Origin of the sequence: Streptomyces sp. NPDC057950 (assembly GCF_042887295.1) — a bacterium.
Lineage (GTDB): Bacteria > Actinomycetota > Actinomycetes > Streptomycetales > Streptomycetaceae > Streptomyces > Streptomyces kaempferi.
This window is the reverse complement of record NZ_JBHVPP010000029.1, coordinates 60,038-78,734: the sequence shown is the minus strand read 5'-3', so window position 1 is coordinate 78,734 and position 18,697 is coordinate 60,038. Positions and strand designations below refer to the sequence as shown.

General features: G+C 71.5%; 18 protein-coding genes. 6 read left to right on the top strand and 12 right to left on the bottom strand.

Translation table 11 applies throughout. The annotated features are described in order from the left end of the window. Positions 1 to 88: 88 nt before the first annotated feature. Complete coding sequence (locus tag ACFVTC_RS37055; RefSeq protein ID WP_390133307.1) at positions 89 to 721, bottom strand: isochorismatase family cysteine hydrolase; 633 nt, start codon at positions 719 to 721, stop codon at positions 89 to 91. Between the two features lie 161 nt (positions 722 to 882). Between ACFVTC_RS37055 and ACFVTC_RS37050 the strand changes: the two genes are divergently transcribed. Beyond that, the gene (locus ACFVTC_RS37050) at positions 883 to 1,497 is read left to right on the top strand and encodes a TetR/AcrR family transcriptional regulator (protein ID WP_390133305.1); all 615 of its coding nucleotides are present in this window, start codon (positions 883 to 885) and stop codon (positions 1,495 to 1,497) included. Between the two features lie 646 nt (positions 1,498 to 2,143). Here the strand turns inward: ACFVTC_RS37050 and ACFVTC_RS37045 are convergent. Further along, a complete protein-coding gene (locus ACFVTC_RS37045) occupies positions 2,144 to 2,767 on the bottom strand; it encodes a DUF1990 family protein (protein WP_390133303.1) in 624 nt (207 codons plus the stop codon). Positions 2,768 to 3,008: 241 nt separating this feature from the next. After that, entirely contained in the window at positions 3,009 to 3,233 is a 225-nt protein-coding gene (locus ACFVTC_RS37040; protein WP_390133301.1) for a hypothetical protein, read from the bottom strand. 258 nt (positions 3,234 to 3,491) lie between these two features. Between ACFVTC_RS37040 and ACFVTC_RS37035 the strand changes: the two genes are divergently transcribed. From ACFVTC_RS37035 to ACFVTC_RS37015, 5 genes are all read left to right on the top strand, one after another. Next, positions 3,492 to 4,583, top strand: a complete 1,092-nt coding sequence (locus ACFVTC_RS37035) for a GlxA family transcriptional regulator (RefSeq protein WP_390133299.1) — start codon at positions 3,492 to 3,494, stop codon at positions 4,581 to 4,583. 41 nt (positions 4,584 to 4,624) lie between these two features. Beyond that, complete coding sequence (locus ACFVTC_RS37030) at positions 4,625 to 5,635, top strand: GlxA family transcriptional regulator (RefSeq protein WP_390133297.1); 1,011 nt, start codon at positions 4,625 to 4,627, stop codon at positions 5,633 to 5,635. Between the two features lie 144 nt (positions 5,636 to 5,779). Further along, a complete protein-coding gene (locus tag ACFVTC_RS37025) occupies positions 5,780 to 7,066 on the top strand; it encodes a sensor histidine kinase (RefSeq protein WP_390133380.1) in 1,287 nt (428 codons plus the stop codon). Continuing rightward, on the top strand, positions 7,066 to 7,737 hold the full coding sequence (locus tag ACFVTC_RS37020) for a response regulator (protein ID WP_390133295.1): 672 nt from the start codon (positions 7,066 to 7,068) through the stop codon (positions 7,735 to 7,737). The genes ACFVTC_RS37025 and ACFVTC_RS37020 overlap by 1 nt, the downstream gene beginning before the upstream one ends. 186 nt (positions 7,738 to 7,923) lie before the next feature. Beyond that, positions 7,924 to 8,358, top strand: coding sequence for an STAS domain-containing protein (locus ACFVTC_RS37015; protein ID WP_390133293.1), 435 nt, complete (start codon positions 7,924 to 7,926; stop codon positions 8,356 to 8,358). A gap of 485 nt (positions 8,359 to 8,843) precedes the next feature. Here the strand turns inward: ACFVTC_RS37015 and ACFVTC_RS37010 are convergent, their stop codons facing one another. The 9 genes from ACFVTC_RS37010 to ACFVTC_RS36970 form a co-directional block, all read right to left on the bottom strand. Further along, positions 8,844 to 9,362 (bottom strand): ATP-binding protein, encoded by a 519-nt coding sequence (locus tag ACFVTC_RS37010; RefSeq protein ID WP_390133291.1) that lies wholly within the window; start codon positions 9,360 to 9,362, stop codon positions 8,844 to 8,846. A gap of 431 nt (positions 9,363 to 9,793) precedes the next feature. Then, entirely contained in the window at positions 9,794 to 10,255 is a 462-nt protein-coding gene (locus tag ACFVTC_RS37005) for a patatin-like phospholipase family protein (protein WP_390133289.1), read from the bottom strand. Further along, on the bottom strand, positions 10,255 to 11,247 hold the full coding sequence (locus ACFVTC_RS37000; RefSeq protein ID WP_390133287.1) for an alpha/beta hydrolase: 993 nt from the start codon (positions 11,245 to 11,247) through the stop codon (positions 10,255 to 10,257). The genes ACFVTC_RS37005 and ACFVTC_RS37000 overlap by 1 nt, the downstream gene beginning before the upstream one ends. Positions 11,248 to 11,283: 36 nt before the next feature. Next, a complete protein-coding gene (locus tag ACFVTC_RS36995) occupies positions 11,284 to 12,009 on the bottom strand; it encodes a histidine phosphatase family protein (protein ID WP_390133285.1) in 726 nt (241 codons plus the stop codon). Positions 12,010 to 12,207: 198 nt separating this feature from the next. Continuing rightward, positions 12,208 to 12,630 carry a universal stress protein gene (locus ACFVTC_RS36990; RefSeq protein ID WP_390133283.1) on the bottom strand — a complete coding sequence of 141 codons (423 nt, stop codon included), beginning with the start codon at positions 12,628 to 12,630 and terminating at the stop codon, positions 12,208 to 12,210. 31 nt (positions 12,631 to 12,661) lie between these two features. After that, positions 12,662 to 13,918 carry a YbfB/YjiJ family MFS transporter gene (locus ACFVTC_RS36985; RefSeq protein ID WP_390133281.1) on the bottom strand — a complete coding sequence of 419 codons (1,257 nt, stop codon included), beginning with the start codon at positions 13,916 to 13,918 and terminating at the stop codon, positions 12,662 to 12,664. 1,248 nt (positions 13,919 to 15,166) lie between these two features. After that, complete coding sequence (locus ACFVTC_RS36980; protein WP_390133279.1) at positions 15,167 to 17,743, bottom strand: ABC transporter permease; 2,577 nt, start codon at positions 17,741 to 17,743, stop codon at positions 15,167 to 15,169. Then, positions 17,743 to 18,519: an ABC transporter ATP-binding protein gene (locus ACFVTC_RS36975; protein WP_390133277.1), complete on the bottom strand. Its 777-nt coding sequence runs from the start codon at positions 18,517 to 18,519 to the stop codon at positions 17,743 to 17,745. Before ACFVTC_RS36975 ends, ACFVTC_RS36980 begins: the two co-directional genes overlap by 1 nt. Continuing rightward, entirely contained in the window at positions 18,516 to 18,668 is a 153-nt protein-coding gene (locus ACFVTC_RS36970) for a hypothetical protein (protein ID WP_390133275.1), read from the bottom strand. The genes ACFVTC_RS36975 and ACFVTC_RS36970 overlap by 4 nt, the downstream gene beginning before the upstream one ends. Positions 18,669 to 18,697 lie beyond the last annotated feature (29 nt).

Sequence of the window (18,697 nt, the reverse complement as noted above, 5' to 3'; positions counted from 1 at the left end):
CGAGGGTTCGCTCGGCGCGGTGTCCGCGTCAGGTCGTCGTCGGACCTGCGTTTGACCTGGAGACTTGCCGCCGCGCGGAGACGGGGCGTCAGGGGGCGGGCGAGGCCTCGACGGCGGCCAGGAACTCGTCGATCGTGGTGACCTCGTGACCGTAGGTGGGGTACGAGATCTCCAGGGCGGCCCGATGGGCCTCCTCGGTGAACTCCGCTACGGCGTCCGTGAGGAAGGTGACGTGGTAGCCGGCTTCCAGCGCGTGCCGGCCGGTTCCCTCGACGCACGTCTGGGAGGTCAGACCGGCCAGGACCACGTACTCGATGCCGCGCGCGGCGAGCTGGTCCTGCAGATCGGTGCCGGCGAAGGAGTCGAACATGTGGTGGCGGCTGACGACGACGTCGCCTTCCTGCGGGTGCAGCGCCGGGTAGAAGTCGGCGCCGTAGGTGCCCTCCCAGAAGACCTGGTTGTCGACTGCGGACCGGAAGCGCGGGAGGACGTGTCTGACGTCTTCGAAGACACCCTCGTGGAGGCCGTGAGGTGCGTAGAAGACGGTCACGCCCGCTTGCCGTGCGGCTTCCGCGAGGCGGATCAGCTGCGCGCGCAGGTCGGTCTTCTCGAGCATGGGGCCTATCTGCCCGCTGAGCTTCCCGTCCTCGGCCAGGAAGTCGTTGAGCGGGTCGATCAGGACCAGGGCTGTTCGTGCGTGGGGGTATGTGGGGGCGCTCATGGGTTCTTTCTCTCGGATTGCGTACCGCGGGCGGGGAGTCCGCTGCCCGGCGTGTGCGGGGTGACCACCCCGGGAGATTTACATGATGCTCATCATGAATAACCCAATCATGATGAGCGTCATGTAAATTGTCAAGCAGGGATCCAGCCCAGGAGGTGGAGATGCGCGTTTCTCGTGAGCAGGTGGCCGCAAACCGTGAGGCCATCGTCGTCAGTGCGGGCCGGCAGTTCAGGAAGCGCGGCTTCGACGACGTGACCATCGCGGATGTGATGAAGACCGCCGGGCTGACCCACGGCGGCTTCTACGGCTACTTCGACTCCAAGGAAGCACTGGCGGCAGCGGTGTGCGAGCGTGGAGTAGCAGACAGTGTCGCGGCCGTCGACGCCGTGGCGCAGCAGTCGCAGGGGGAAGCGGAGGGCCTCGGCCCCACGACCGATCCCCTCCTGCGGCAGTTCGTGGAGGACTACGTGTCGGCCCGGCACCGGGACGGCCCGGAGGAGGGGTGCAGCGTCGCGGCACTGGCCCACGACGCCGGGCGGAGCTCGGCGGAGATCCAGCGCATTCTCGCTTCCGGTATCAGGGGCATGGCCGAGTCGCTCAGCCGTCTGCGCGAGCTGGACGCGTCGGACCGCGAGCAGGGCGCCGATCCCGACTTCGCCACCCTGTGCACCATGGTCGGCGCGTTGGCGCTCTCCCGCGCCGTGGTCGAGGCCGATCCCGGGTTGTCCGAGACGATCCTCGAAGCTGCCCGGACACATATCGAGGCCCCGGTCTGAGGGATCCCGGGGGCCAAGGCCCGTGCGAGCGGGCGCCGTCAGTTATCGCGATGCCATCGTTCAGCGCGAACCACTCCCCGCAGAAAGCCGAGGCTCTCGGTGTCCGCCCGACCTTGCCGGTGCACGTACCTGCGCTCGCGCGGCCGTGCGTCTGCACAGGGGGGACGCAGGCCGTAGCCGGACAGCAGCCAGTAGGCGTGGAGCAGGGCACGTTCACCACGCGGTGCATCGGCTCTGTCGTGCCGCCGGATCCCCATCTCGCCGTAGGAGAGGTTCGCGGCGCCGGGCTCATTCTTGCCGTCCTCGAACGCCTTGCGGAGCTGTCGGTGGACAGCGACGACGTCCTAGGGGCCGGGCGTACGTGCGAGACGTCGACGCGAACAAGACCAAATGGGGTCAGGTGTCGGCGCATTCGCCGATGGCGGCGCAGGCGAGGCGAATGCCACCCAGGTAGGGGGAGACGCCGTCATCGCCGTGCATGTGGGGCGCGTCATGGAACCGACTGCCGCCATGGGCCGCCCTCCTGGAGGAAATGGCCGGCCCGGTCGCTGTGAGCGCTCTTTGTGTTCGTCAGGTCGCCGGCGCTCGCATCCGGCAACTACCCGTGGCCGGCCTCGGACGCGATCCCCGGAACGCTTGTGTCCTGTCAGGGCGTAGTGGCCTGCTGACTCGTCAGGGCACGCGTATATCGGCGTCGGAAGAGTTGCTGCGCGAGGAGCAGCACCGGGAACAGGAGGCGCCATGGATGGTGCGGAGCGGCGCGGGTCAGGGAGCGGATCGTCAGTGTGACCGTTCCGCCGGGGGAGCGGTGGACGATGAAGGCCTCTTCGCCGCAGACCGGATGGCCTGGCAGAGTCCCGTAAGCGAAGCCGCAGCGGTCCGGCGTGTCCACTACCGCCACGACCCGTACGGGCTCCCGGACTTTGAACGGGCCGAAGCCTGTGGTGATCAGGTACTCGGCTCCGGAGGCAACGTGTTCGCCGGCACTGCCACAGGGCGTGACAGTGAAGCCGCTGTGTCGCTTGACACCCCAGCGCAGCACGGCGTCTGCTGCGGTGTGCCAGTCGCGGTCCCCGTATCCGATGGCGACGGTGCGGGACCAGGACCGCAAGCCCGTGATCTCCGCCGACCACTGATTCTTCGCGGGACGTGTCGCTCCGACGGCATCGTAGGTGAGCGCATCAGCTGGAGAACGGTTGGTTTTACGGTTGGGCATGAGGCTCCCGTCGATCAGTGAAGGGCGATGGCTCCAAGGCCTGGCCGACACCATGGCGTGACTGCCCCATGTCAGGACAGTACAACTCGGTTCCTGGGACGGTTCGGCCCCTTGGGGAGTTGGTCGGTCGCTGGGCCCCTGAACGGTGACCGTCTGATTCACGCAGGGGCCGGACAGGATCACCGTGTCCGGCCCCGCTGCTCGTTCCCGGCTGCTCACCGGCTGAGGCGGATGCGCGGCCCCCGCACGAGCTCGACGTGTCCCACCGCTGAGGCAACGTAGTGGTGGCGGGGCATCACCACCTTCTGCCGTGCCTGGCCTTCCACTCGATGAGGGCGGCAGGGGACTTCTGGGCGCGGGGGAGCTCGCCGCCGAAGGCGCCGGCGGGTAGGCGCGGCCAGGTGTCGGTGAGTTCCGCTTCGATGGTGGCAGAGAGGCCGTTGCCGTCGTGGCCCCATGCGGAGCCGAGGAAGAACTCTCCGGCCCAGGGGTGCGCGAGGAATTCGTTGCCGGTGTCCATGGCGACCACGGAGGCCAGGAACTCGGACCCGGTGCAGGCTTCGCCGTAGGCGCTGTCGCTGGGCTCGATGAGACGGAAGGGCTCGCGCAGCGTGTCCTTCAGCCAGTTGCCCTGAGCGCCGGGGCGGGCAGGGGCCGATCGCCCGATCCCCGCACTCTGCCCGGCCGGCCCCGGTTCGGCCCTCCTGCGCGGTGATGGCCCGATACGAGGGGTATCGGTCCTTGCCCCGCTGTAAGGGATGGCCGGACTCTGGCAGGCATGATCACCTCGAACGGCCCGGCCGGCACGGGCAGGCGCCCGCGTACCCACCTCGTTGTGATGGTCCTCTACGACGGGGTGCAGGCGCTGGACGTCACCGGGCCGATGGACGTTCTGGCGGCCGCCAACGACCACGACGGCCGCTACCGGGTTGTCGCCCTGTCTCCCGGCGGTAAGGAGGTGCGGACCACGTCCGGGTTGCGGCTTGCCGCCGACGGGGTGCTTGAGCGGTGGTCCGGGCGGATCGGCACGCTCATGGTTCCCGGCAGCCCCAACTGGCGTGTGCCCGTGGAAGACCGCGGGCTGATCAGGGAGTTGACGCGGCTGGCCGGTTCGGCCGGCCGGGTGGCCTCCCTGTGCGCGGGAGCCTTCCCGCTGGCGGCCGCGGGCCTGCTGGACGGGTGCCGTGTGGCGACCCACTGGCGGCAGGCCGACCAGTTGGCCGCCCACTTCCCGTCGGTGGACGTGGACCGTGACGCGCTGTTCGTCCGTGACGGGCGGATCGTCACATCGGCGGGTGTGACGGCAGGTATCGACCTGACGCTGTCGCTGGTGGAGGAGGACCTGGGGCCGCAGGCGGCACGGGCCGCGGCCAAGGACCTGGTGGTCTTCATGGCCCGGCCGGGCGGCCAGTCCCAGTTCAGTGTCCGGCTGCGGGCACGGTACTGCCGCAGTGCGACGGTCCGCTCGGTGCTGGACGCCGTGGCGGCTGCTCCTCACCTGGATCACCGGCTGGGCGCACTGGCGGACCGGGCGGGGGTGAGCGTGCGCCACCTGACCCGGCTGATCCGCCAGGAGACCGGTACCACGGCTGCCCGGTTCGTCGAGGAGATCCGCCTGGAAGCGGCGCAGGGCATGCTCGAATCGGGCGCAGACCCGTTGGACACAGTGGCCCGCAGGAGCGGATTCGGATCCGCGGAAACACTGCGCCGTGCGTTTCAACGCGAATTCGGAATCACCCCCGGCGCCTACCGTGCGCGTTTTCGTACCACGCATCCGGAATACCCCCGGGCGTCTTCCGGTCCCGGCGGTGCAGTGCTCGCGGGCCGGGGGGTGGCCGCGTCGGGCGGCGGGCCGGGAACGGGCGGGTGACCGCCTTGCCCCGCGGACGGGGGTGGGCGGAGGATTTGTTCATGGACGGGCGAAGCGGGCGGAGCCGGCCGCACCTGGTGGTGATGGTGCTGTTCGACTGCGTTCAGTTGCTGGATGTCACCGGTCCGCTGGAGGTGTTCGCCGCCGCCAATGACCAGGGCGCCCGCTACCGGTTGCTGACCGCCTCCTGTGGGGGGCGGGAGGTGGTGACCACGGCGGGTGCGCGGCTGGCGGCGGATGTGGCCCTGGAGGAGTTCACCGGCAGAATCGACACCCTGATCATTCCCGGCCGCTCCGACTGGCGCACGGCGGTGTCCGACACCCCCCTGATCGCCGGGATCAGCCGCTTGGCCGGTTTCTCCCGCCGGGTGGCCTCGGTGTGCGCCGGTGCGTTCCCGCTCGCGGCCACGGGACTGCTGGACGGGCGCCGGGCCGCCACCCACTGGTGCCTTGCCGGCGACCTGGCCAGGCACTTCCCCCGCATCCAGGTCGATGCCGACTCCATCTTCGTGCGTGACGGAAAGGTCATCAGCTCCGCCGGGGTCACCTCCGGTATCGATCTGGCCCTGTCCCTGGTCGAGGAGGACTTCGGGCCCCGGGTGGCGCGGGCTGCGGCGAAGTTTCTGGTGGTCTTCATGGCCCGGCCGGGCGGCCAGTCCCAGTTCAGCGCCCGCCAGGCTGCCCGACAGCCCCGCCACCAGGTGGTGCGGCAGGTGATGGACGACGTCACGGCCGACCCCGCCGCCGATCACAGCCTGGAGGCGGTGGCCGGACGGGTCGGCGTGAGCGTGCGCCAGCTGACCCGGCTTTTTCGCACCGAGACCGCGATGACCGTGACCCGCTTTGTGGAGCAGATCCGCATCGAGGCGGCGCAGGGGCTGCTCGAGTCGGGCACCGACCCGCTGGACGTCGTGGCCCGCCGCTCGGGTTTCGGCTCCGAGGAGACCCTGCGCCGCGCGTTCCAGCGGGAACGCGGCGTCACCCCGGGCACGTACCGGGCGCGGTTTCGGACCACCTTCACGGCCCACTCGGCCAGCCACGGGACCCGCTGACCGCCCCCTTCTTTTCCCGTCCCGCCCACATATCGGGCCGTGCTTCCCGCCGCACGGGCCAAGGTTTCCTTTTCGTGCCGGATTCGGAAATCCGCTGGAGTTCTTTCGCGTTGCCGAATCCGTAACGCGAAAGGGGCTGCCTTGGTGGCTGTCATCGGGAAATGTTTTTCTCTTCCAAAGGAGACGCGCCGGCATGGGTATCTGGAGGCCCTTGCCCGGCGCCGACTACCGCGCGCAGCGGTCGATCTCCTGCTCGCCCCGCTGCTGGCGGTGGCCGCTCTCACGGAGGCCGTCGATCCCGCGCATCAAACCGGACAAGGCCTGGACGCGGTGGGCATCACCCTGGCACTGATGGTGGGCGCTCCCTTTGCGGTGCATCGCCGGTGGCCGCACGCCGCGCTATGGACTGTCGGCGCGGCGGCGGCCGCGCTTCAGGCCCGGCACTCCATTCCCGCGCCGGTTGCCGGCGCGGGCGCGACCATCGGCACGGTGCTGCTGGCCGTCGCAGTGGCGGTCTTCCTCACCACCGTCCGCTCCGGACGCTGCCCGACCTACCGGTTGCTGGCGGTGACGCTAGGGGCGGCGAGTATCACCGAAGTGCTGATCGCTCCGGACGGCGGTATCGGCTCGGCCCTCGTCGTGGACGTCATCGTGGTCGCCGCGTGGGCGTTGGCCTGCCTGGTCGGAGCCCGCCGCGCGATGGCGGCCGAGGCACAGGAGTACGGGGCCGCACTCGAGCGAGAACAGGTCGCGCTGGCGCGTACTGCGGTGGTGGAGGAGCGGGCCAGGATCGCCCGCGAACTGCACGACATCGTGGCCCACCATGTGAGCCTGATGATCGTGCAGGTCATCGCCGCCGACCGCGTCCAGACCAGCAACCCGCACAAGACCCACGAGTTGCACGCCGCAATCGAAGCGACCGGCCGTGCCACCGTCACGGAGCTGCGGCGCCTGCTGGAATTGCTGCGCACCGAGGAGGACGAAGCGGTGACGGGGCGCTCGCCGCAGCCGGCCCTCGCCGACATCCCGTCACTGCTGGTCTCCCTGCGCAAAGCCGGGCTACGCGTGGAAGCGACCCACACGGGTGCCGCCCGTCCGCTGCCGGCCGGCACCGAACTCACCGCTTACCGGGTGGTGCAGGAGGCGCTGACCAACACGCTGAAACACGCCGGGCACACGCATGCGGCCGTCGCCTTCGACTGGCTTCCGCACTGCCTGACCATCACGGTCCGCGACGACGGCCCGCTCGCCGGTGCCACCAACTCCCCGGCGGTGCCGCCTGGTTGCGGGCACGGGCTGGTCGGCATGCACGAGCGTGTCGCGGCTGTCGGCGGCAGCCTGAACACCGGCCCGCAACCGGGCGGGGGCTTCCTCGTCCGCGCCGACCTGCCCCTCACCGCGCCCTGCGACAACGAAACGGACCGTCCTTGATGACCGCCACCCGTATCCTGCTCGTCGATGACCAGCCCATGATCCGCACCGGGTTCCGTCTCATCCTCGAAGCCGAACCCGACCTGACCGTGGTCGGTGAATCCGGTGACGGCCTGGCCGCCATCGACGACGCCCGCGGCCTGCAACCGGACGTCGTCCTGATGGACATCCGCATGCCCCGGCTGGACGGGGTGGAGGCGACCCGCCGCATCCTTCAGGCCCGGTCGGCGACCCGAGTGATCATCCTGACCACCTTCGACCTGGACGCACACGTCCTGGACGCCCTGCGCGCAGGGGCCAGCGGCTTCCTGGTCAAGGACGGCCCCGCCGACTCCCTCGTCGAGGCGATCCGCACCATCGCCTCGGGGGAAGCGGTCATCTCCCCAAGGGTGACCCGCCGGCTCCTCGAGCGGTTCGCCGCGCTGCCTGAACCGGCGCCCGCTCCGCCGAGCCTCAACGCCCTCACCCAGCGGGAAACAGACGTGCTGCGGACCCTGTCCCGGGGGTTGTCCAACGCCGAGATCGCCGCCGAACTCTTCGTCAGCGAGGCCACCGTGAAGACCCATGTGGCCCACATCCTCGACAAGTACCACCTGCGTGACCGCGTGCAGGCCATCATCCTCGCCTACGACACAGGACTTGCCGTGCCTTCCGCCCCCACCCGGCGCTAAGGCCCGGCACCGGGCAGGAGCCGGGCCGCCACGGTCATCCATGCGAATGACCTCCACCCTCGCCACCAGGGCTGACGACCCCGGACGCCGTGAAGCGCAAGCTGGATGCAGTCAACGCCACCCCCGCCGTTGGCGGTAGCGAGCGCGGCGTCGGACAGGCGTCCGAATCTCTCGAGGAAACACGTGATGACCACGACCGCACCCGACCGTCCCGTTCCCTGCCCGACGATCCTCTGGCCGTGCCCGTCTCACCTGCGCATCACCCTGATCACCGCGCCGGGCCACAGCATGCTCGTGCGCCTGAGCGGCGAACTGGACATCGCCACCAGCCCCGGGATCAAGAGCGCACTCGACTTCTGTCTCAGCCTCGATGACAGCCACGGCGTGACCCTCGACGCGGCCGACCTCACCTTCATCGACGCGGCCGGTCTGCGCCCCCTGGCCGACGCTCACACGCTCAGCCGACGACGCGGCCAGTGGCTGCGCATCGCACCCATGAGCTCCGCGCTGTACCAGGTTCTGTCCCTGACCCGGCACACCCACCACCTCCTCGACTGCACGGCAGCAGACCCGAGCGACACCCGCCGGGTTGCGCCCGGCGCATCGCTGCGGCAGCGGTGACCTGCACCATTGGCAGCACCTCTTCGTACCGTGCTGTTTCTGCCCGGCACCCCCGGCCCGCGCGCCGACGGACCGTGAAACGACATACGCGGTGGCGACCGGGCCCAGGCGCCCGTGCCCACCGGACCGACGAGGACTCCTTCGCCCACCCGCCTTGGCCGCGCCGCCCGTGGACCGGCCGGCAGATGCGCGACGACCTCCACGAGGCATCCCCCATCTGTGGCCTGCGCGCACACTCGTTGGCGTCGGCTGGCGGCAGTTCGGCGCCGCCGATTCGTAGGCGCCCGGTGACGTTCGCAAGACGTCGCTCGGCCACCGCGGCCGCACCCGAGGGAGCGACTTGCGCTGGTCCTGCGCGTGCTTGGCCGGCGACAACGCGAAGCCCGCACGTCACGCGTGGAGTCACCGGGTCACGTCACGCGTGGAGTCGCCGGGTCACGTCACGCGTGGAGTCGCCGGGTCACGTCACGCGTGGAGTCGCCGGGTCACGTCACGCCGGGGGCCGGTTTCGCCGCAGCTGTCCTGACCGTCGTCATGTGCAGTACCGCGCCCACACGCCATCCCCCCGGTTCCCGGGTCACCTCGACCGTTTCGGACAGCGCCTCGACGATGGCCAGGCCGCGGCCGTGTTCGGCCAGTTCCCGCGGGATGACGAGCCGGTGCGGCTCCAAAGGGGCTCCGGAGTCGGTGACACACATGTACAGCCGGTCTGTCCGTTGAAGGAGTCGGACGGTTATCTCCGCGTGGCCGTATCGGACGGCGTTGGCCGCCAGTTCACTGATGATCAGCGCGGCCGTGTCGAGGTCGTCCGCGCCCGCTCCCCACACAGTGAGGAGGTCTGTGGTCCAGCGGCGGGCGATGCTCACGCTGACAGGCTCGGCGGGCAGCGCCACCACGGCTGTCCGGGCAGGGCCCGTCACAGGCGGTGTCGTCGGGGGCGTGGTGTCCACGGCCAACGCGGTCTGGTGGGCGGCAAGGCTGGGATGACGTGGCAGGGACAGCATGGCGACCTCCGGGGCCGTGCGCGGCGGAGAATTCGCGCGCACATGGTTGGCAACTGCGGGCGCCGGTGGGGCCATGGCCGTGCCCCCGGACCTGCTTCCCACGTTTTTGGCCCTCCGTGCCCGCCCACGGCGCGGACCGAGCAGCGCCCCCGGCGAGGGGTGCCCACTACGACGAGAACGGTCCCGACCATCACCCCACGATTGCCGGCGCCGCCCAGGCGCCTTCTACGGTGAGCGGCGAATCCGGCGACGTCAGCGGGCGGGCGGCAGCGACCACGCAGTACGACCAGGACGGATGTCAGCACGAACTCCCCGGCCGCGTCGGCATCCCCGTACAGCGGTCCGAAGGAGCGGCAGCGGGCCGGTGGCCTGTTCCCGGAGCACCTTGCGACGGTACGTCCCGGGTCGGCCGGACGGTTGTGGCGTGGTGGTCATCGTGTGGCAGGCGCGGGCCAGATCTCGCGCCGGGCGCCGGCCGGCGCCCGGCCCTGCCGCTGGCCCGCGCGGGCGGATGCGGGCCGGTGCTCGGGATCCAGCGGATCGGGGCCGATGGCCTCCAGCGCGTCGTCGTCGGGCGTGACGACCAGGACCCGGCTGTGCGTGCGCAGCGGCGGCACCTCGGCGGAGAGTCCCTCGGACACCGGGTCGAGGCCGGGGCCGATGCCGGGGGCGAGGACGACCACCACGTCGTGGCCCAGCAGTTGGTCGGCGACAAGCCGGTGAAGGCCGATGCCGCTGGTGGCCTGGACCGCCACGACCGAGCCGGCCGACGTGCCGACCACCAGGTCGGCCGCCGCGAGGTCCGCCCCTGCCTGCCGCAGCGCCTCGAGCACGCCCAGCTCCCGGGCGATACCCGTCACGCCTCCTCCGCCGAGCACCAGGGCCGTCGACATCAGCGGCCCTCCGCCGCGGAACGGGGTGCGGCAAGAGCCTGGCCCAGCGCCTGCCCGGCCTGGTTGATCGCCGCCTGGGTGAGGGGACTGGCCGCCAGCGCATCCTGCGCGGTGAAGGAATGGATCGCTCCCAGGTAGCGGACCGCGACCACGGGTACGCCCGCTTCCGTCAGCTTGCGGGCGTATGCCTCGCCCTCGTCGCGCAGCACGTCCGCCTCGGCCGTGATCACCAGGGCCGGCGGCAGCCCGGCCAGTTCCTTGATGGTGGCCCGCAGCGGTGCGGCGGTCGGTTCGGTGCGCACCGAGCGGTCGGGGGCGTAGTGGTTCCAAAACCACCGCATCTGCGCGCGGGTGAGGAAGAAGCCGTTCGCGAACTGCTCGTAGGACGGCGTGTCGAAGCCGGCGTCCAACGCCGGGTAGAACAGCACCTGCTGCCGCAGGCGGGGGCCGCCCCGGTGCTTGGCCAGCAGGGCGGCTGCGGTGGCCAGGTTGCCGCCCGCGCTGTCACCGGCGACCGCCAGCCGGGCCCCGTCCAGGCCGTACTCCAGCCCGTGCTCGGCGATCCAGGCGGTGGCCGCGTAGGCCTCTTCGAGCGCGACGGGATAGCGGGCTTCCGGGGAGCGGGTGTACTCCACGAACACCACGGCGGCGCCACTGGCGTGGGCCAGGTCGCGGGTGGCGCGGTCGTAGGAGATCCGGTCGCCCAGTACCCAGCCGCCGCCGTGGAAGTACATCACCGCCGGCAGCGTGCCCGAGGAGGTGTCCGGCCGTACGATCCGCACCAGCACGGTGCCGCCGGGCCCGATGGGCAGGTGGTGTTCCTGGATGTGGACGGGCTTGAGCACCGCCTGGGCGGCGTGCTGGCCTGCCAGGGCTGCGGCCCGGGCTTCGAGGACCGACTGGCTTTCCAGCGGCGGCGCATCCGCTGCGGCCAGTTGTGCCAGGAAACGCTCGGCATACGCGTCCACGCGTACCGGCTCTTTGGTGTCCAACGATTCCTCCACGAGGGGCGGGAGAGGAGCGGGCTGTCAGGGACGATGCCTGGCGGCGTCGGTGGCGTGATGTTGCGGCGGCGCTGCCATGGGCGCGATTCGCCCTGGTGGCGGCATCGTGTCGTCGTCGGCGGATACCTGGGGGCGGGCGAGCCGGCGGTCGTCGAAGTACGGGCTGAAGTTCCAGCCCAGCAGGCTGGGGCGCCCGTCGTAGTGGGCCAGGCGCCCGATGGAAGCGGTGCGCAGTGCCAGGTGCGCCCCCGCCGCGGCGGACAGGCCGAGCCACCGGGCGGTCATCAGCCGGATGAGGTTGCCGTGGGAGATGAGGACGACGGGTCGGTCGTCGGCCAGGAGCCGGCGGGCCCGGTCGAGCACGCTGTCCGCCCGGGCGGTCACCTGCGGCAGGCATTCGCCCGTGCACGCCTGGGTGTGGAGGGCGGCGTCCCAGAGGTCGTGGTGGCACGGTCCGCTGGGGCAGTGCTCGTTCACGGTGTGACCGTCGGGCAGTTGGTAGCTCCACTCCCGCAGGTCGGCGCTGACCTCCACGTCCAGGCCCGCCAGCTCGGCGGTGCGGCGGGCACGCAGCGCTGGACTGCACAACACATGGGCGTCCTGGTGGGCCTGCAGGTGCGGCAGGAGCATGGCGGCCTCCCGCTTGCCTGCGGCGGTCAGGTCGGGGTCGTCCTGCCCGGTGTAGTACCGGCGTGAGCGGTTCCAGGCCGTCTCCGCGTGCCGGACGAGGATGATCTGCTGCTGGGGCATCTGTCACCGTGTCTTTCCTCGGGGCCCCGGTCTGCCGGCCAGGCAGGGCCGGCAGACCGGGGCCGTGTTGCTCACGTGTTGTCGGCGGCGTCTTTGACGGGGGCGGTTTTGGCGGTGGTCGGACGGTGGGGCCGGGGGGCGGTGACGACGCGGGCGAGGCATGCGTGCCCGGTGGCGTCCGCCGTGCCGCGGGACACCTCAGCGCTCCGCGGCGCTCAAGAGCACGGCGATCCGGCTCTGGTGGGCGATGGCGTCGCTGACGCTGGGGGCGATCCAGCTGGCGAGACGGCTGCGATGGTGCGGGCTGACGACGATCAGGTCGGCGGCGAAGCTCTCGGCGGCCTCTTGTACGGCTCGCGCCACATCGGCCACCAGGCCGTCCAGCAGTTCGCCGTCGGTCGGGACGCCGGCCTGCCGCAGGGTTGCAACGGCCGAGTCCAGGACCTGGTGGGCGGCCGCGTCGTCCTCCAGGTCGACGACGGTGTCGTACACCACGTCGGAGGTGTCGATGTGCAGCACACGGACCTTCGCGCCGGTCAGTAGGGCCAGTTCGGAGGTGGTGCGCAGCGCGTGCTGTGTGGCTGCAGTGCCGTCGACGGCAACCAGAATGCGGTGGAACATGGTGGAGATCTCCTTGGGGGACAGGGGTTGCTCAGTGCCTGGTGACGGTGGGGGCTCCGGTGGCAACCGGCGTTTCCCGGTGCTGGTGCCCCGCGGACCGCTCGCGCTGGATGAGAGCGACCACTGCGGAGACGGCGAGCAGGATCACCGACAGCCACAGCCCCTTGGCGATGCCGCCGGAGGAATCGGACATCATGCCGGAGACCAGGGGGCCGACCGCCTGGCCGACGCTGAAGGCGACCGTCAGCAGGGCGATACCGGAGGTCCAGGCGTGCGCGGGCAGCATGCGGCGGGCCAGGACGGTCACGGCGGTGGGGCCGGCCATGAACGCGCTGCCGAAGATGATCGCCGAGGCGATCGCGGCGCCCATCCCGTGCCACAGCAGCACGGGCAGCACGCCGATCAGCACGACGGCCGAGACCAGCGCAGGGGCGACGCCACCGCGCAGCCGGCCGATCACCCGCCCCCACACCAGCAGTGTCGCCGCCGCGGAGGCCACACCCAGCACGATGAAGAACGTGGCGGTGCCCCAGACCTTCATGCCCTGGCTGTGCAGCAAGGCGATGACGAAGGTCATGTAGGACACGTAGCCGGCGCCGAACAGCACGTACCAGACGAACGTGGGCGTCAGCGGTTTGAGACTGACGCGGCCGTTGTGGGCGGCACCGCCCGCGGCCTGCTCGGGCACCTGGCGTGCGGCCCAGGCGGCCGGGCCGATCGCGAGCGCGGCGAGCACACCCATCAGCAGCCATCCGGCCTGCCAGCCCGACACGCCCCAGGCGGTGAGGGCCGCAGGAACCACCACGCCGGAGAGCACCACCCCGATGCCGACGCCGGCCATGTACATCCCGACCAGTGCGGCCGAGCGGGCTTGTTGGCCGCCGCTGTGGACGCGGGAGGCGAGTGCCGAGCCGACCACGAAGGTCACCGCGGTGCTCAGACCGCCGACGAACCGCAGGACGGTCAGGCCGGCGAAGTTGTCGGTCGTCCCGGAGGCGAACAGGGCGAGCGCGCTGATGACGATGCCCCACACGAATGCTTTCCGGGCGCCGAGACGGCGCGACCACCAGGCGGCGGTGGCGGCTCCGATGATGTAGCCCAGCGCGTTGGAGGTGTTCATCCCGCCGGCTGCCGCGTAGCTCCAGTGCAGCTTCTCGCGCATGGCCGGCAGCAGCAGTGCGTAGGCGAACCGGGTGAAGCCCAGCGCCACCACCGGGCCTGCTGCCAGGCCCAGCGCGATCAGGAACTCCGGCCGCCGCTTGGCGGTCAGAGAAGGCGAGGCGGTCATCGCACACGCTCCCAGGCAGTCGAGTCGATCATCACACGGCCTTTCTGGAACGATCCGGATTTGAGGATCACGGCGCTTGAACGGCGCCTTCACGGGTCTTCAACCCGTGCCGTGTGGGCTGCCATGTCCGGCCGTCGGGCCGCGCTCCCCACTGATCGGGCCACCGCACGGCCCCCGGCACGGCGGTGGTCACCGGACGGCCGAGCCCGCCACAGCAGGCGCCCGCGCACCAGGACGAAGAGCCCGACGCCCACTGGCGGTGCGAGACCACGTACACCCCCAGCCAGCCGTGTCGTGAGAGACGAGTTCCGGCCCGAACTGCCGGGCCAGGCTGAAGCTTCCGCCCGCCTGCCGACTGGCAGGACCAGAGCGGCGATCGCCGCCCCGGCGACGGTCGGCGGCCAGAAGGCCGGACGGGGCAGGGCCGCCACGCAAGGTCACCGCGGCAAGCACCGGGGAGGACGCCGCGGCGCTGGGGGCACGGCACCCGCCACTTGGAGGGAATCAGTCGGCTGCCGGGTGGTGGCGGCGCAGCCGACGGCAGGACGGGCCGCCTGCTTCCCCCGCACCAGCCGGCCCACCGTCACATCAACTGCGCAACCAGCCGGTTCAGGTGCGCCTGTGCCGCCGCAACCCCGCTCCGGCAGGGCACCCATCAGCCAAGACATCGGCGAGAGGGCCGGGTTCATGTGGCCGTCCGAACGACGGGATGATCATTCGCCGGCCCGCCAGGACGACGGCACGGTACGGCGCTGCCTACGGTCACCTAGGCAGCGCCCCGGGATACAGCACCTGCTAGGCAGCGCCCCGGGATACAGCACCTGCAGCTTCACCACGGCCGACAACCACCGCCAGGTCACCTTGCCGTTCAACACTCCGATCGACTCGCGGAAGTTGAAGACAGCCGCGGACAGCGCACTGAAGACGCTGCTGAACCCTGCCACCACGTCGGAACAACCCGACCCGACACAAGCACGCCAGGCCCTCGCGCACTGTGCGCGCCGCACAGAGCCACCGGTCGCGCCGTTGCCGCCCCGGGCGCGAAGCCGCGGCCGCGAGCGGGGAGCGCCAACTCCCTGACGATGCCGCACAGATGCGCTCCGGACACCTCGTCGCAGGCTCACCGGCCCGATGAGCGATCTGCAGCCTACCCACGGCACGCAGTCACCTCAGGTCGGCGCCCCGCGGCGGAGTGTCCCGTACATGTGACGGGACGCGACGCCGCATCACGCCCTTGCCGAGGGCCTGTCACTCCCGTGTCCGGGTGGCTGCGACGGGTGGTGTACGCAGGTTCAGACGGGTGGGGATGAGGGCCGCGGCGTAGGCGAGGAGCGCGGTGGTGCCGGTCACGGCCAGGTAGGTGAGTGGGGGGACGTACGGGGTGGGGGTTGCGGTGAGGGCATAGGCGACGAGGATCAGTGGCAGCGCGGCGGCTGCGGTGCCCAGGCCGGTGCCGGTGAGGACGACGGCTGCGGTTTCCCAGCGCATCATGCTGCGCACTTGTGCCGGGGTGCTGCCCGCCAGCCGCAGCAGCGCGAACTCGCGGCGGCGGACGGCGGTGTTCATGGCCAGGGTGTTCACCACGGTGATACCGGTGTAGATGATCACCATGCCGGCCAGGAGGTAGTTCACCCATGCGGTTGCCTGCGCTTCCTTGAGCCGGTCCTGGTGGGCGAGGCGGTCGTGGACGGTGGTGCCGGGATACTGGCGGGCGAGTGCGGCCAGGTCCGCTGCGAGTTGGGTGCCAGATGTACCGGGGGTGCCGCGAATCAGAACGGTTTCGTCCATGGCCGCGGTGGTGTGGGGGAGCAGTTGCTCGTGGGCGAGGGTGAGATCGGCGAAGCCCAGCCCGCGCCCGTACACGGCGATGACCTCGGCCTTGAGGGGAGTGCCGTCGCCCAGTTGCAGTTGGGCGGTGTCGCCGAGGCCGAGACCCAGCCATGAGGCGGTGGTGGCGCTGACGGCGACGGTCCCGGGCCGCAGGCGTGCGGTGCTGCCCTGCTGGACGTCCAGGTCGAGGGTGTCGTGCAGGCCCTGCGGTGTGACGCCCTGCGTGGTCAGGGAGATCGCCGACTCGCCTCCCAGTTGTTTGCTCTTGGCGACGGCTTTGGACCGCACCAGGGCGGTGGCGGTCTTCACTGCCGGTATCCGGCGGGCCCGCTGGGCCAGTTCAGGCGGCAGGCCGTGCGGTGAGACAAGGACGTGGTCGGCAAGGGTGGCGGTGCGGGTCTGCCGGCCGGCCGCATCCAGCGCGGTGGTCTGGGCGAACACGATGGTGGCGGCGAAGGACACCGCCAGGACCAGCGGGGTGACGGCACCGGCCAGCCGGCCGGCGTTGGCCCGGGTGTTGGCCGCCGCCAGGTGACCGGTTGCCCGGGACAGGCGCAGCAGCGGGCCGAGCAGCAGCATGGCGGTGCGGGCGACGGCCGGGCCGAGCACGGCGAGCGTGATGACCAGCAGCAGAACGAGGGTGTTGGCCAGGTTGACGAGCGTGGCCACGTCGCCGCGCTGACTGAGGCCGCCTGCGAAGGTGGCCGACGAGCACGCCAGCAGCACCGCGCCGGTGATCGCGCGGCCCCGGCCCAGGGCGGGGCGCTCCATCGCAGCCTCGCCCAGCGCCTGGGCCGGACGGATACGGCTCGTGCGGCGGGAGGCGGACAGGGCTGCCACGAGAGCGGTGAGCACGGTGATCAGCAGCGCACCGGCCGCCGGGAGCGGGCCGGTCACCGGTTCGAAGTCGGGCGGCACGATGCCGTGGCCCGCGAAGCGGTCGCGGATCCAGTGCGTCACCACGTGTGCCAGGGGCCAGCCCAGGACGCCGGCGGCCAGCGCGACGACCGTGGCCTCGACGGCGATCATCCGCCGTACCTGGCCGGGGGTCGCGCCGACCGCGCGCAGGAGGGCCGCCTCGCGCGTGCGGTGCTGCACCGACTGCCCGAGGGTGCTCGCGACGACAAGGACGGCGACGAGGAAAACCGTGCCGGCGAAGGAACCCGCCAGCAGGGTCAGGGCCGATCCGGTCACGGCGACATCGGTGAACTCTGCCCGGCTGCGCCCGTCGCCGGTGCTCACCGACAGCGACGGGTCGTCCAGCGCGTTTTCGACGCGGGCGGCCAGGTCGCCGGTGGCCGGTCCCGGCGGGGTGGCCGGTACGCCGAAGGCGTCCACGGTGCCGGGGTGCCCGGCCAGTTGCCGGGCTGTCGCGTCGGTGAAGAACACCACGGACTGGCGGGCCAGTTCGACGCCGGGTCCCGGCTCCACGATGCCCGCGACCCGGTACCGCTCCGGGACCGAGCGGGTCATCAGGGTTACGGTGTCCCCGGCGCCGACCCCGAAGCGGCGGGCCAGATCCCGGTCCAGGACGACGTCGTGGGCACCGCGCGGGGCGGACCCCGCGGTCAGGGCGAAGGGCGCCAGGACGGCCGCGGACCAGTTGTGTCCCTGCAGGGGCGGGCCGTGGTCGGCCTTCCTGCCGCTGTCGGTGATCCGCGCGGGGAAGCCGATGTCGGCCACGACGCCTGACGCGCCGGGCACGACCGCGATCCGTTCGCGCAGCCGCTCCGGCACATGGACGCGTTCGGTGAGCGGCTGCGAGGCGGTGCGGTCCTTGCCTCCGGCGGTGTGGACGGTGATGTCGGCGCGGTCGCGGCCGGAGACGACGACCGACGCCCCGGCGTACCGTTCGGCGGGCGGGGTGCCGCGCAGCCCGGACTCCAGCAGGACGCCGCAGGTGCCGAGGATCGTCGCGGCCAGCAGCAGGGCGATGAAGGTGCCGGCGAAACCGCCGGCGCGGGTGCGCAGGGTGCGCAGTGCGATGCCGGTCATCAGGCGGCGCTCCACAGCCCGGACAGCCTCCGGGTCACCTCGTCGGCGGTCGGCGCCGCCAGGTGCCCGGCGATCCGCCCGCCGGACAGGAAGAGCGCGGCGTCGGTGTGCGCGGCGGCGACGGGGTCGTGCGTCACCATGACCACCGTCTGCCCGAGGTCGGTCACCGCCGTCCGCAGCAGGCCGAGGATGTCGCGGGCGGTGTCCGGGTCCAGCGCACCGGTCGGCTCGTCCGCGAAGATCACGTCGGGCCGGGTCACCAGGGCCCGCGCGATGGCGACGCGCTGCTGCTGGCCGCCGGACAACTCGGCGGGCCGGCGCTTGGTACGGTCGGCAAGACCCACGCGCGTGGTGATCTCCGTCAGCCAGGCACGGTCCGGGCGGCGCCCCGCCAGGCGCAGCGGCAGCGTGATGTTCTGCGCCACGGTCAGCGACGGCAACAGGTTGAACGCCTGGAAGACAAAGCCCACCCGCTCACGGCGCAGCCTGGCCAACTGGGTCTCGCTCATCCGGACCAGGTCTGCGGTGCCCAGGTGCACGCTGCCGGCCGTGGGCCGGTCCAGCCCGGCGGCGCAGTGCAGCAGAGTGCTCTTGCCGGAACCGGAGGGGCCCATGACCGCGGTGAACGTCCCGCGGGCGAACGCCGCGCTGACATCGTGCAGGGCATGCACGGCGCCGGCTCCCCGCCCGTAGGTCCGGGTGACCTTGTCCAGGCGGACGGCGGTCTCGGGCACCGCTCCGGGCACGGGGCCCGCAGTCCGGACCCAGGCACTCACCGTTCCTCCCCGGGGGCGCCCGCCGCATGCCCGCGCGACCACAGGACGCGCGTGACCTTCACGGCGTCCGCCCCGCACGGGGGGAACGCCACCCAGACCAGGCAGGGCGTGAACGCGCGGACGCCGTGCGGGAAGTGCCGGTGGTGCATGGTGATGTTCCTTCTGTCGCGAGGAGCGC

Excerpts from the sequence above, each read along its gene's own strand:
- ACFVTC_RS36985 (WP_390133281.1), bottom strand. The coding sequence starts at position 13,918 with ATGACCGCCTCGCCTTCTCTGACCGCCAAGCGGCGGCCGGAGTTCCTG.
- ACFVTC_RS37045 (WP_390133303.1), bottom strand. The coding sequence starts at position 2,767 with ATGGTGTCGGCCAGGCCTTGGAGCCATCGCCCTTCACTGATCGACGGG.
- ACFVTC_RS37040 (WP_390133301.1), bottom strand. The coding sequence starts at position 3,233 with ATGGACACCGGCAACGAATTCCTCGCGCACCCCTGGGCCGGAGAGTTC.
- ACFVTC_RS37020 (WP_390133295.1), top strand. The coding sequence starts at position 7,066 with ATGACCGCCACCCGTATCCTGCTCGTCGATGACCAGCCCATGATCCGC.
- ACFVTC_RS37005 (WP_390133289.1), bottom strand. The coding sequence starts at position 10,255 with ATGTCGACGGCCCTGGTGCTCGGCGGAGGAGGCGTGACGGGTATCGCC.
- ACFVTC_RS36970 (WP_390133275.1), bottom strand. The coding sequence starts at position 18,668 with ATGCACCACCGGCACTTCCCGCACGGCGTCCGCGCGTTCACGCCCTGC.
- ACFVTC_RS37030 (WP_390133297.1), top strand. The coding sequence starts at position 4,625 with ATGGACGGGCGAAGCGGGCGGAGCCGGCCGCACCTGGTGGTGATGGTG.
- ACFVTC_RS37015 (WP_390133293.1), top strand. The coding sequence starts at position 7,924 with ATGACCACGACCGCACCCGACCGTCCCGTTCCCTGCCCGACGATCCTC.
- ACFVTC_RS37010 (WP_390133291.1), bottom strand. The coding sequence starts at position 9,362 with ATGCTGTCCCTGCCACGTCATCCCAGCCTTGCCGCCCACCAGACCGCG.
- ACFVTC_RS37050 (WP_390133305.1), top strand. The coding sequence starts at position 883 with ATGCGCGTTTCTCGTGAGCAGGTGGCCGCAAACCGTGAGGCCATCGTC.
- ACFVTC_RS37035 (WP_390133299.1), top strand. The coding sequence starts at position 3,492 with ATGATCACCTCGAACGGCCCGGCCGGCACGGGCAGGCGCCCGCGTACC.
- ACFVTC_RS36980 (WP_390133279.1), bottom strand. The coding sequence starts at position 17,743 with ATGACCGGCATCGCACTGCGCACCCTGCGCACCCGCGCCGGCGGTTTC.
- ACFVTC_RS36990 (WP_390133283.1), bottom strand. The coding sequence starts at position 12,630 with ATGTTCCACCGCATTCTGGTTGCCGTCGACGGCACTGCAGCCACACAG.
- ACFVTC_RS36995 (WP_390133285.1), bottom strand. The coding sequence starts at position 12,009 with ATGCCCCAGCAGCAGATCATCCTCGTCCGGCACGCGGAGACGGCCTGG.
- ACFVTC_RS37055 (WP_390133307.1), bottom strand. The coding sequence starts at position 721 with ATGAGCGCCCCCACATACCCCCACGCACGAACAGCCCTGGTCCTGATC.